At 35.9% G+C, this 12265-nt stretch carries 11 protein-coding genes; 1 reads left to right on the top strand and 10 read right to left on the bottom strand.

All coding sequences use genetic code 11. The features are described from left to right. Nucleotides 1–24: 24 nt before the first annotated feature. The 7 genes from MT489_RS10185 to MT489_RS10160 all read right to left on the bottom strand — a co-directional run bounded on the left by MT489_RS10185 (nucleotide 25) and on the right by MT489_RS10160 (nucleotide 7309). Complete coding sequence (locus MT489_RS10185) at nucleotides 25–2604, bottom strand: ABC transporter permease (RefSeq protein ID WP_244681439.1); 2580 nt, start codon at nucleotides 2602–2604, stop codon at nucleotides 25–27. After that, on the bottom strand, nucleotides 2601–3284 hold the full coding sequence (locus MT489_RS10180) for an ABC transporter ATP-binding protein (RefSeq protein WP_244681438.1): 684 nt from the start codon (nucleotides 3282–3284) through the stop codon (nucleotides 2601–2603). Before MT489_RS10180 ends, MT489_RS10185 begins: the two co-directional genes overlap by 4 nt. A gap of 280 nt (nucleotides 3285–3564) precedes the next feature. Continuing rightward, on the bottom strand, nucleotides 3565–3651 hold the full coding sequence (locus tag MT489_RS22430; RefSeq protein WP_425311311.1) for a putative holin-like toxin: 87 nt from the start codon (nucleotides 3649–3651) through the stop codon (nucleotides 3565–3567). 118 nt (nucleotides 3652–3769) lie between these two features. Beyond that, nucleotides 3770–4771, bottom strand: coding sequence for a sensor histidine kinase (locus MT489_RS10175; protein ID WP_244681437.1), 1002 nt, complete (start codon nucleotides 4769–4771; stop codon nucleotides 3770–3772). 1 nt (nucleotide 4772) lies between these two features. After that, on the bottom strand, nucleotides 4773–5456 hold the full coding sequence (locus tag MT489_RS10170; RefSeq protein WP_244681436.1) for a response regulator transcription factor: 684 nt from the start codon (nucleotides 5454–5456) through the stop codon (nucleotides 4773–4775). Nucleotides 5457–5941: 485 nt separating this feature from the next. Continuing rightward, nucleotides 5942–6355, bottom strand: a complete 414-nt coding sequence (locus MT489_RS10165; protein ID WP_244681435.1) for a GNAT family N-acetyltransferase — start codon at nucleotides 6353–6355, stop codon at nucleotides 5942–5944. Between the two features lie 78 nt (nucleotides 6356–6433). Then, nucleotides 6434–7309 carry a Cof-type HAD-IIB family hydrolase gene (locus tag MT489_RS10160; RefSeq protein ID WP_244681434.1) on the bottom strand — a complete coding sequence of 292 codons (876 nt, stop codon included), beginning with the start codon at nucleotides 7307–7309 and terminating at the stop codon, nucleotides 6434–6436. 307 nt (nucleotides 7310–7616) lie between these two features. On the opposite strand from MT489_RS10160, the gene MT489_RS10155 reads away from it, so the two are divergent. Beyond that, the gene (locus MT489_RS10155; protein ID WP_244681468.1) at nucleotides 7617–8894 is read left to right on the top strand and encodes a YjiH family protein; all 1278 of its coding nucleotides are present in this window, start codon (nucleotides 7617–7619) and stop codon (nucleotides 8892–8894) included. 143 nt (nucleotides 8895–9037) lie between these two features. Here MT489_RS10155 and MT489_RS10150 read toward each other — a convergent pair whose 3' ends face one another. The 3 genes from MT489_RS10150 to MT489_RS10140 form a co-directional block, all read right to left on the bottom strand. Then, nucleotides 9038–10627: an FMN-binding glutamate synthase family protein gene (locus MT489_RS10150; protein WP_244681467.1), complete on the bottom strand. Its 1590-nt coding sequence runs from the start codon at nucleotides 10625–10627 to the stop codon at nucleotides 9038–9040. Between the two features lie 402 nt (nucleotides 10628–11029). Then, nucleotides 11030–11221, bottom strand: coding sequence for a hypothetical protein (locus MT489_RS10145; protein ID WP_244681433.1), 192 nt, complete (start codon nucleotides 11219–11221; stop codon nucleotides 11030–11032). Between the two features lie 39 nt (nucleotides 11222–11260). Next, nucleotides 11261–12139, bottom strand: coding sequence for an alpha/beta fold hydrolase (locus MT489_RS10140; RefSeq protein WP_244681432.1), 879 nt, complete (start codon nucleotides 12137–12139; stop codon nucleotides 11261–11263). Between the last annotated feature and the right edge of the window lie 126 nt (nucleotides 12140–12265).

Raw genomic sequence — 12265 nt, 5'->3', positions numbered from 1 at the left:
TATTACTAGAAGCCTTTTCCACATTTATATACTTTCCTGTTTCAGAGCATCAATGATGTTTTCCTTTTTAACCTTAGCGCTTGAATAGAGCATCGACGTGCCAACGATAAGGAAAACAGCTACTATGACATAGATAATACTTAACCAAGGTAGTGCGAAACTATAACTAAATGAATTCGCTAGCGCCTTATAGATAAGAAGCATACATACAACACTCAAAGGGAGTCCATAAATTAATGCCTTTACACCATAAAATATACTCTCGTAGTTAATCATTTTGTTAAAACCTTTTGGTGTCATTCCCACTGATTTCAACATCGCAAATTCTCTTTTTCTTAAAGAAATGCTCGTGGAAATGGTATTCAAGATATTCGCAATCGAAATCGCTGTAATTAACACGATAAACCCGTACGTAAAGACAGACATGATCATGACCATTTGTTCTTCCTGCTGGCGGCTTTTGTAAACGTTCCAGATGTAATGCTTTACTTCTTCCATTTCCTCTATTTTTTCCTGAGTTTTAAGTGGGTCATTACTGTTAAAATAGAGCATTCGGTTATCTTCTGCGACAAAGCCCAATTTTTCTAAAGTTGATTCAGACACGATTACATCCAAACTACCTGGATATCCTCCATTAGCCCCCATAGGGAGTTTACTGGTTAAAGCAGCTACCGTTATTTTATTTATAAATTGCTCTTTCTCATGCTCTGCATCATTGGAAAATAAATCAATCTGCTCCCCTACTTTCGTATAGATTGCTTTCGTTTCAACATATTTTCCTGCATCAGCATCCTCATACTTAATCTGATCAATGACAATCGCATTTAATCCATTTTGTAGCTCGTTATAATCAGCACCTACTTCTTTTGCATAGGCCTTTAAGCTTTTTTCATCTAACGAATAAAGATTAATGCCATATGGATACTTGCCATCTACAAGCTGATCGTTGAAACCTTCAAACTTGCGGACAGCATCAGACGTCTTATCTTTTTCAATCCATGAAGATACGAAATATTGTTGCGACATCATGCTAGATTTTGTCACTTCATCCATAGACAAAATCGATTTGACTAGCTGGTCGTCTCTCCCTTTTTGAACTTCCATCATGATATCAAAGCTTTGTCCTTCCTGGGATAGGGATAATGATTTTTTCAAATTTGCTGTAAAAAATGCTACAGATAAAAAGAGCATAATACTAATAACAAGTGAAAAAACGGTTGCTTGATATCTGCGCTTATTTCTTTTTAAATTTTTCAAACCAATTTCAGCTTCAATTCCAAATACCTTTCGAACAAACTTAGACGTTTTTACCGCTTTTCTAGTAAGTTTTACATCCGTTGACTGACGGATAGCATCTATAGCAGAAATTCGAGAAGCTCTTATAGCCGGAATAAAAGTTGAGATAAAAATTGTTATAATCGAAACCAATACTGCTACAAGTATTGAACCTGGGGTTAGAGTCACTTTTAACTTTTCACTAACACCCATTGCTCCCTGAATAATAGTATTGATGAATAAAAAGGTTATTCCCATTCCAGCTAATCCTGCAATAATTCCAATTGGAATACTGATCAGTCCAATAACAAAGCCTTCAAAAAATACCGAGTTTTGCTTTTGTTTTTTTGTTGCCCCAACACTAGAAAGCATACCTAAATGACGGGAACGTTCCGCAACAGAAATCGCGAAAGCATTGTAAATTAAAGATACTGAACCGATAATAATGATGACCATAATGATGGCTGACAATGAATAAAGTGTTGTGCGCATGCCTTCACTTTTTATTACACCGTAGTAGCGGAGTAAATTATTATTAAAATCAACTTTTCCTATTTGATTTTTTTCAGCTAAATTGGTTGCATGATTGAATAAAGAAGTTTTAACTTTGTTTAAGACTACCGTCGCATTGACAAGGTCATCTTTACCAAGAAGTTCTTCATCAAGATAAGAAATCACTGTATAACCTGGTGCCCAAGGTATTTCCCAAGTTGGCCGTTTGATCGTACCAACTATCGCAAATTCTTTAGTTGATGTATCTTTAAGCTCTTCATTCATTTCACCTTTCTCATTAGTCATTAATGAAAAAGTTTGATCCATCGGTCCATGTATCTCCGGATCGTTTGCAATCCTGTTACCAACATCTAGTGTTATAATATCACCAATTCTATAATCAACCTTGGCATTATTAATAATTTCATCTGAAATGACAATTTCATTTTCTGACTGTGGCAATCTTCCGCTGCTTAATTCTATAGGAAATTGCTCAAAACCGTATTGGTTATATTCTTTGATGAATAGATAAGGTTTATTTTCATTTTTGCTGCCTTTCAGCAATGCATATCCTAGATCTTTTGAAAGGACTACTTTTTTTGTATCCTCGTCTTTTTTTATAGTATGAACCTGGTCAATGTCTACATCTTTATAAACAACATGCCATTCCCCTTCATCAGCAATTGTCTGCCGCTTCATAAGATCCATAAAAGAAACGCCAATCGTTGCAACCGCCGTGAGCATTGCGACGGAAATGATTACCCCAATAATCGTGACAAGTGTTCGTCTTTTATTTTTACGTAAATGTCTAATTGTCAGTTTGTTGACAATATTCATGGACGAACCACCTCGTCCTTCGTAATCTTTCCGTCTTCAATGGCGATGATGCGGTCTGCTTGAAGAGCAATTCGCTCATCATGAGTAATGACAATAAGAGTCTGATTGTATGTTTTATTAAACATTTTCAACAAGTCGATAATTTCACCACTATTTTTACTGTCTAGGTTTCCAGTCGGTTCATCCGCTAGCATAATTGCTGGATTGCTAATTAAAGCACGGCCAATCGAAACCCGTTGTTGTTGCCCTCCAGAAAGCTGATTTGGTAGATGGTTTAAACGATTTTCTAAATTTAACTTTTTTACGATATCGTCGAACTGCTTTTTATCCACTTTATGTTGGTCAAGTAACAGCGGCAAAGTAATGTTTTCTTCTACGGTCAAAACCGGAATAAGATTGTAAAATTGATAGATCAATCCGATTTGCCTTCTTCTAAAAATTGCTAACTGTGTTTCATTTAGTCCATAAATATCGGTATTATCCACAAATACTTTACCGCTTGAAGGTCGATCGACACCACCAAGCAAGTGCAAAAGCGTAGATTTACCAGAACCAGATGGACCGATAATCGCAACAAACTCTCCTTTTTTCACGGAAAAAGAAATATTATCTAATGCTTTAACTGCCGTCTCACCTTTTCCATACACTTTAGACAGATTTTCTATTTTTAAAATTTCCATCGTAACCCCTCCATATATTTGCTGTTGATTATAGTGTATCTGTCTAAAATGACTTTCAAGTGACTTTTAAAATGACAATTTAGTCACTTTAAAGTTGTTTGCAAGTTATAATTGTCATTAATTATGGTATAGTATTAATAGATATTCAGAAAATAAAAAAGACGGTAAGGTGCTGGACACACCCTACCGACTGGCACAATATAATTTCCCGTTAAAAGGGAAGGCTTTCTAAGATGAAGTAAAACCACCCTGGTAAGCTCTGGTAGGCTAAGGGTGGTTTTTACTTTTCCCTTTTATGAAATGACAGAATAGCAACAATCAGTGTTGCAAAACTAATCATAAGATAAATGGTTTGAAAAGTAGTCATAGGCATCACCTCCTTTCTAAATATCTAGGAGGTAAAAGCCTTCCACCCTTAACTTTCCTTATATTGCGCCTACTCTTATCATATCATTTTTCGAATGTAGTTTGTCCATGTTATCCATTTAAATCACTTGCTTATAAAACTTAATCCTAAACTCTGTGCCTTTCCCTTTTCCACTGACAACACTGATATCCCCGTTTTGACTTTTAATAATGCTATATGCCATCGCAAGACCGATTCCTACACTATCTTCACTTGCATTTTTTCCTTTGTAAAAACGTTTGAAAATGTGTGGCAGATCTTCTCTCGGGATGCCCTTTCCATTATCAGCAACCACCAGTTCTGTGAACAATGCGTTTTCTGTAAAAGTAATTAAAATCGTCCCACCTTCGTCCGTATGTTCTACACAGTTTTTTAAGATATTTATGATTGCTTCAACCGTCCAATTGAAATCACCAATAAATGAGACCAATTCTTCCCCATCTATCGAGACGTTCTGTTCCTTAATGTCGATTGGAATGAGGACCGATTGCATGGCTGTATGAATCAGTTTCTGCACGATAACTTTATCTTTTTTAAATTGAACCGTACCTGCGTCGATTTTTGATAACTTTAATAATGAGGAAACTAGCCATTCAATCCGCTCAAGTTGAACTCGTATATTGCGTGTGAATTCAGTTCGTTTCTCCGTTGGCAACTCAGCGTCACTTAATAAATCAGACATGACCATCATTGAAGTTAACGGTGTTTTTAGTTGGTGAGATATATCGGAAATTGCATCTGTTAATTGGATTTTATCTTTTTGTAAAAGTGAACTCTGTTCAGAAAGCATTAACGTAACTTTATAAATATCGCTTTTTAAAATACTAAGTTCGCCTTCATGGTTATCTCGTATATCGAGAGAATAATTGCCACTAGTAATTTGTCGTAAATAACTAGACAACTTTTCAATTTCCCGATATCTCCAATGAGTAAAAATGTAACAGGAGGTAATCAGTAAAATAGATACACTCAAAACAAGAATAAAGGCAGAAGTTGAAATAAAGAACGCTACTATCATTCCTGCTAAACTGATTACCCACATAACTAGTGATAAAATCTGAATCTCTTTATTCCGCAGCATGTTAATCTCCAACCTTATAACCTAAACCGCGTACCGTTTTAATAATTGTTGGATTTTGCGGTTGGTCCTCTAGTTTTTCTCGCAATCTTTTGATGTAAACTGTCAATGTATTATCATTCACAAAATCCCCTGCTACATCCCAAATTTGCTCAAGCAACTGATTTCGTGAAAGAACTTGTCCAATATGATTTGCAAAGATTAACAACAAACGATATTCCAAGGCTGTTAAAATAATCTCTACGCCATTTTTATATACTTTACCTTCAAGAGTGTTAATTTTAATATTGTCTAATTCAATGAGCGTTTTTGACTGGGCTTGCTTGTTATATCTTCGTAAAACTGATTTTATGCGGGAAAGCAGTTCGCGAATACGGAATGGTTTCGTAATATAATCGTCTGCACCCATATCAAGCCCCATCACGACATTAACTTCGTCGTCAATAGCCGTTAAAAAAATGACCGGAACATCGCCCTTCTCTTTAACAATTTTACACAATTCATAACCACTGCCATCTGGCAAAGACAAATCAAACAAACATAGAGAAATCTGATCAAGTTGTTTCGCTATTACCTTCTTAGCGGAAGTAGCATCGTGACATAAAATCGTGGAAAAATGGTCCTGTTGGAGGGAATATTCAAGTCCAGAAGCAATTGTTTTATCATCTTCCACAAGTAAAATTTTCATTATTGGATCACCTTTTTCGTGAATCATTATGTATAGAGTGTAAGGAATATGATTTAATTGTGCAATGACTTTCATTGCATTGTTTATGGAGACTGTAAGAATGTTTATCTAAGTGAGGTGAATGAGGAGAAATTCTACTTATATAGTAGAGGGACGCTTTCCAATTGGTAAATAATAAAAATATATAGTTACATAAGCAGGTGAGCGGCGATCACGTCCTCTTGGAGAGAAGGTGACGCTGATGGTAACTATATACGAAGCAATGGTCTTATTTACGGTTTTCAAGTCTTATCGTATCTGTAGTCGTCGTAGTTGTTTCAATATATAAAAAGAAATAACTCTCCCTTGCTTTGGCCCAGCAAAGGGGGTTATTTCTTCCTTGGGTAGCTGCACTTCATGCAGTGTAGCTGTATGTTGGGATGCCAGTTGCCGTTACCGCTGGTGTCCCTCTTTATATTCTATAATAAGCGTTTTTGTCCATACATTTATTCATCTTTATTTCCAGATTGCCTACTATAATTCCTATAAATCATTCCATTAGTCCTAAACATTCCAAACTTTTCATAGTAAGGAACTAGATCATCATCACAACATAGATCAATCATATATATATGATTGAGTTCTTTTAGCATCCGGCTTACTAATTCCTTGCCAATCCCTTTATTTTTGTATGCCGGCAATACTTCTAGAAGTGGAATGTAGGCTGATAGAACTCCGTCACTTATTGCTGTTATGAATCCGACTACTTGATTCGTAGATTCATCTATTGCGATAACCACGTTACTGCTATTTTTTAATAGCTGTAGGTGAGTTTGTGGATTTGGAGGGTTTGGCCAATCCACAAAGAAACCATTTAGCATTTCAGAAGAAATTCCATCAAGAGAAATTTTATATTTCATAATATACCATCTCCAATTTTATTATTTATTTGGTAGATGATATATCAAAAGTAAAGTAACAAAATGACAACCGCCTTTTTATTGAGTTGCTTCCATTTGTACAAGAGCTTTCATGATCGCTTTGGCAACCCCATTTTCATCATTCGTATCTGTTTCATATTTACAAATATCTTTTATTTCCGGCTCTGAGTTTCCCATCGCGACTGAATGTCCCACAATTTTTAACATGGATAAGTCATTATAGTTGTCTCCCATTGCCATCGTTTCTTCTAGTGATATACCCTTATCCTCTACATATCTTCTTAGGGCATTTCCTTTACGTGCTTCGTGATGCATGACTTCTAAATTGTTTCGACCAGATGAAGTTACTTCCAAACCACCGATTTTCTTCAATCGTTCACTCGCTTCCATTAATAATTCTTCGTCCATTGAAAAAGCAAGAAATTTATAAACATGACAATCAGATGCATCAAAAATAGGATTAAAATTATCAATTACATGTATTAGACGTTGATTAAATCGTTCATCTGCCGATTCACGGATCTTATCCACATCTTGAGATGGGTTCGCAGTATGATAAATATCAACGAGTACTTGAATTCCTTTTTCATAATCCGTTGTATAAGTACCTTCAGTTGTATACAGTTCAAAATAAATGTCCAGATCTTCAAATACAGAAGTAATCTTCGCTCCAGTTGGTCCATCTAAACCTACAGAGTAACTGACATTCCCTTCAATATCACGAATTTCCCCACCATTTACACAAATAGCTGGCAATGTAAGTCCCGTCTTTCTAAGTACATAACGGACTTCGTTATACGCTCTTCCCGTTACCAAAACAAAATCAATTCCCTTTTCCTGTGCAGCGTGGATTGCTCGAATATTTTCTTCACTTACCTCTTGTTTTGCATTTAATAAAGTTCCGTCCATATCTGTTGCAATACATTTAATCAATTTTCATTGCTCCTTCTCATGCTAAAACGCACCGTTCTATTGCGATTAATTCTAACCGAAAAAGGGTATCAATGCAAAGAAAGGGGGACAGGTCCAAAGGGGACAGGTCTAATCGAACCTGTCCCCTTTGGACCTGTCCCTCAAAAAATTCCCATTTAATACATTTGGCATTTCTCGTCTTTTGCATTAAAATGAAAAACGTTGAATTTTTATAAACGAAAGGTGAACATCATTGAAGAAGCTTAATATTATTCCAAAGGATTTTTTTCTATTTTTGATTCCATCATTAATTGGTATATTTTTATTCATGATCCCCATACCTTCTAAAGAAGGAGTTACGATTCCAATCGCCGTTCTATCTGAGACGTTGCAAAATATTCTTGGATCCGCTATTCCAGCAATTATGACATGCATCATTATCTTAGCGTTCATCGGAACAATGATTGCGAAATTAGCTAAACCAAAGGTAATTACTCAATCACCATTTTTGAGTGCTCTATATGATATCCCTATCATATGGGTGATTGCACGCATATTAGCCGTTGTTTTTGCAACTTTAGTTTTCTTTAAAATTGGTCCAGAAGCGATCTGGTCGGAAAATACAGGGGGAACTTTATTATATAGTCTCTTACCCGTTCTCTTTAGCGTTTTTCTATTTGCGGGACTGCTTTTGCCATTATTATTGAACTTTGGATTATTAGAGTTTTTCGGAGCGTTAATGACTAAATTTATGAGACCTATTTTTAAACTGCCAGGTCGGTCTTCAATTGATGCTCTTGCGTCTTGGCTTGGTGATGGAACGATTGGGGTATTGCTTACAAGCAAACAGTACGAGGAAGGACATTATACGAAACGAGAAGCAGCTATCATTGGGACAACCTTCTCCGTTGTCTCCATTACATTTAGTATCGTAGTTATAAAACAAGTTGGCTTAATGCATTATTTTGTACCTTATTATTTTGCCGTAACGTTTTCAGGTGTAATAGCCGCGATTATCCTTCCAAGGATTTGGCCATTATCTAAAAAGCCGAACACTTTTATAAACGGTAAAGAAGATGACAATACCGCCGAACTAATTCCCGATGGTTATTCAAGATTAGGTTATGGAATTGAACAAGCACAACTCCAAGCAAAAAAGAGTAGCAGTATTAAAGCCTTTTTTATAGATGGGGGCAAAAATATTTTAGATATGTGGATTGGCGTTGCTCCAATCGTCATGGCTCTTGGAACGATAGCTTTAGTCATTGCTGAGTACACTCCACTATTCCAATGGCTTGGCACACCTTTTATTCCGTTACTTGAATTGTTGAGAGTCCCTGAGGCTGGGGCTGCTTCCCAAACATTAGTGGTTGGGTTTGCCGATATGTTCTTGCCATCTATCTTAGCTGAAGGAATAGAATCGGATATGACACGCTTCATTATAGCTGGTGTATCCGTCACCCAATTAATTTACATGTCCGAAGTCGGCGGGTTATTAATTGGTTCTAAAATTCCGGTTGGGATGAAAGATCTAATTATCCTATTTTTACTGCGGACATTGATTACATTACCGATTATTACTTTGATTGCACATATCATTTTTTAGATTGCATCACAAAACCGCGCCATTTCAAAAGTTATGGTGCGGTTTTTATTTAAAGTAAAGAAGGTATAATTTTATTCGATCCTTATTTAAAGGAAGTCTTTCATCTTTCATTGTCTAGCTCCAGGCGCCTTACGCTTTTCTTATCAATCTATCTTTTTATCTATCAATTCGGGAGGAAGAGCCAACATACTCTTCTTAAATTCTTCACCCGTCAAAAGCTGACCGGAAGGAGTTCGATACATAAGATGTTCTTCAGAAAGTTCTACTGGGGAAGCGACACCTGCTGCTGCAGCTAAATTAAATAATCCTTCACGCAATGAAATCACATAATTAGCAACACGATACATCTTTTCCTCAATTACCAATGCTTTTTCACGTTTTGGATCAGTGGTAGCGACCCCAACGGGACAAGTATTGTTATGGCAAACCTGTGCCATGATACAACCAACAGATATCATCATCCCTCTGGCTGTATTGACTAAGTCCGCACCTAAACAAAGAGCGTATGCGATTTTATCAGGAGTTACAAGCTTTCCTGATGCAAAAATTTTTAATTTATCCCTAATTCCATACTTTTTCAGCATCTCATCCAATAAAGGTAAAGCTGAGAAAAGTGGAAGACCTGCAGCATCAGACAATTCTTGGAAGGTAGCCCCCGTACCTCCCTCTCCTCCATCCACTGTAATAAAATCAGGAGTCTTCCCAACCTCAGCCATTTCTCGCACAAACTTTTCAACTTCTGCCTTTGATCCAGCAACTATTTTAACGCCAACTGGTTTTCCCCCAACGTCTCTTAGTTGCTCTACAAAATTCATTAAACTTTCCGTATTGTTGAAATCTCTAAAGCGATTCGGACTATCAACTGTTTTCCATGGAGTAACATTACGTATTTCCGCAATTTCAGGAGTGACTTTTTCACCGAGAATATGTCCACCTCGAGTTTTCGCACCTTGTGCAAGTTTTAATTCAAATGCCTTAATTTGTTCTATGTCACTTTTTCTTTTAAACTGTTCCCAAGAAAAATCTCCTGCTTCCGTCCGTACTCCAAACAAACCAGGACCGATTTGCATGATAATATCTACATTACCTGCTAAATGGTGCTTGGAGAGTCCTCCTTCCCCTGTGTTCATCCAAGTCCCACCCGCAATTCCCAAGCCTTTAGAAAGAGCCGTTATGGCATGCTTTCCAAGTGCACCATAACTCATTGCGGATTGTCCAACTAGCCCTTTTACTTTGAAAGGCTTTTTACAGGTTTTTTCACCTATTATAACTATGTCTTCATCCGCCAATAACTCTGGATCAATGAATGCTTTTTCTCGATGCTCTTTTCGATTAAATAACCCTTCCCGATCTATCTTATAAACTTTTGTTTCTACCTTAGGTCCTTGATCCATTCTCATTTCATCATATAACAATGGAAACATTGCATTTCTTATGTAAAAGCCAGGCTCTTCAAAATCCCTTTCCGATCCGAAACCAAGAACTCGTTCATTATATTTTCCAGCTAAAACAACATTTTTATATTGATGTCTTGAAAAAGGCTTTCCTTCTCGGTTATTTTCAAACAAGTATTGTCTGAGTTCAGGTCCTATAAATTCTATTAAATATCTAAATTTCCCTAATATCGGATAATTCCTAAGAACAGAGTGCTCTTTTTGATTAACATCCTTAATATACAGCCAAAGAATAAGTGCGACAAATACGAAGACGACTACTGCAAAAATTGTAAACATAACAACAGCAAATATCTCAGTAAAATTCAAGCTTTTTCACCATCCTATATCGTTTCTTTTCTTTTAGACTTCTATGTAAAGATTCAAACATATCAATTTAACCAAGTGTTCAATTTCCCAAAGTTCAATAGATTAAAAACTTTAGAAAAAAAGACTCTCTTATTTAGTCAAATATTTGACTAATAAGAGAGCCTTCTATGTATATTTTTGGCTGGTTTCGTAAAGTTTGTTGTTATTGTAAAAGCCCAAAAGCCGCTTTTACACATACATGGTGAGTTCAGCGGTTTTTATGAAGGATGCAGCTCTTTTCTTAGCAGATTAACTAAGTTTTAAGTTTCAAATTCACTCTGATAATTTCAATTAATACAATTAGCACCAATTGTTAAGATAAGAGCCATATTTTTAATTGGAGCATTGATATAGCAAAAGAACCCCACCAATAATGATTAATGTTAATATTATGGAAAAACAACCACTTCCAGAAAAAGCATGTAAATCTCCCGTCATTGAACGATTTATTGAATCAGCTAGATTTATCATTGGATTTTTTTTATGCTCTTTTAATTGTCTTTTAAAGTGATCATTTTCTTTCATAAAAACATCCCTTTTGCAATCTTGTATTGTGTGAATTAATCAATGTTCCTTTATTAAAAAATCTACTATAGCCTTATTAACTTTTGCAGCTTGTTCTGCAATCAATAGATGACCGGAGCTTTGTATAATTGTTGTTTCAACATGTGGAATTTTCTCTTTTATTGTGTTTATTGCCTTATTTGCACGATAAATTTTTTCTTCATCTCCAACCATAAACAATACGGGAATTTTCAGTCCGCTCAGTTCTTCTTTTGAAAAATTTTTAGGTATAACTGCAAGAATGGGTTTGCACTGCTTATAAGCAATAATAACTTGCTGCATTACTATAGGGTGAATATCATTTCCTTTTGCACAGAACCATTCCCATCCTTTTCTAATTCTTTTTTCTGACGGAAACAGCATAGCGGGATAAATGTACCTAATAAGTTTCATAAAAGGTATTGGTAATATTGATGCAACCGGAGCAATTAAGATCAATTTTTTTAAATTCTCCTGTCGTTTTTTTGCATAAGTCAAAGAGAGCCATCCCCCCATTGAATGACCTATTAAATGAATGTTTTGTATACCTAATCCTTTCAATACTTCATCGAGCCATATAACGCAGTCTTCTTCTGTTTTTAATGGAGTCTGTACCAAGCTTTTTCCAAAATCGCCCACAGTGTCTATGCAGTAAACCCGATAGGATTGAAGGGCAGTAATATTTGAATACCAGAAACTCGAATTTCCAGTCATACCGTGTAACATTACAACAGGAACACCATCTATTGGTCCGCTAATTATTACATGTGTTTCTCCGAACTTTGTGGGTATTTTTACTTCTTCGTATGCTACCTCCCATAGATTCATTACTTCTTCATAAGATTTTAAGAACTCTTCTTCTCCAGTTTTTGATTTGAAAATTGATAATTTTGATGTCATCTTTATCCCCTAAATTGATTTTACTTAATTCGAAATTAATAATATTATTGGTTGCAGTTAAAACTTGTTTTTACCAAACATACATTCTTAGGAATAGTTTACCAGAAAGAATTCAGAAAGTCCCGC

Origin of the sequence: Lederbergia wuyishanensis (assembly GCF_022900255.1) — a bacterium.
GTDB classification, from domain to species: Bacteria; Bacillota; Bacilli; order Bacillales; family Bacillaceae_C; genus Lederbergia; species Lederbergia wuyishanensis.
This window is presented reverse-complemented; position numbering and strand designations above follow the sequence as displayed.

What these genes read in the sequence shown, in the direction of transcription:
- MT489_RS10165 (WP_244681435.1), bottom strand. Translation starts at nt 6,355, where the DNA reads ATGAAATATAAAATTTCTCTTGATGGAATTTCTTCTGAAATGCTAAAT.
- MT489_RS10145 (WP_244681433.1), bottom strand. Translation starts at nt 11,221, where the DNA reads ATGAAAGAAAATGATCACTTTAAAAGACAATTAAAAGAGCATAAAAAA.
- MT489_RS10180 (WP_244681438.1), bottom strand. Translation starts at nt 3,284, where the DNA reads ATGGAAATTTTAAAAATAGAAAATCTGTCTAAAGTGTATGGAAAAGGT.
- MT489_RS10175 (WP_244681437.1), bottom strand. Translation starts at nt 4,771, where the DNA reads ATGCTGCGGAATAAAGAGATTCAGATTTTATCACTAGTTATGTGGGTA.
- MT489_RS10155 (WP_244681468.1), top strand. Translation starts at nt 7,617, where the DNA reads ATGATCCCCATACCTTCTAAAGAAGGAGTTACGATTCCAATCGCCGTT.
- MT489_RS22430 (WP_425311311.1), bottom strand. Translation starts at nt 3,651, where the DNA reads ATGACTACTTTTCAAACCATTTATCTTATGATTAGTTTTGCAACACTG.
- MT489_RS10140 (WP_244681432.1), bottom strand. Translation starts at nt 12,139, where the DNA reads ATGACATCAAAATTATCAATTTTCAAATCAAAAACTGGAGAAGAAGAG.
- MT489_RS10185 (WP_244681439.1), bottom strand. Translation starts at nt 2,604, where the DNA reads ATGAATATTGTCAACAAACTGACAATTAGACATTTACGTAAAAATAAA.
- MT489_RS10170 (WP_244681436.1), bottom strand. Translation starts at nt 5,456, where the DNA reads ATGAAAATTTTACTTGTGGAAGATGATAAAACAATTGCTTCTGGACTT.
- MT489_RS10150 (WP_244681467.1), bottom strand. Translation starts at nt 10,627, where the DNA reads ATGTTTACAATTTTTGCAGTAGTCGTCTTCGTATTTGTCGCACTTATT.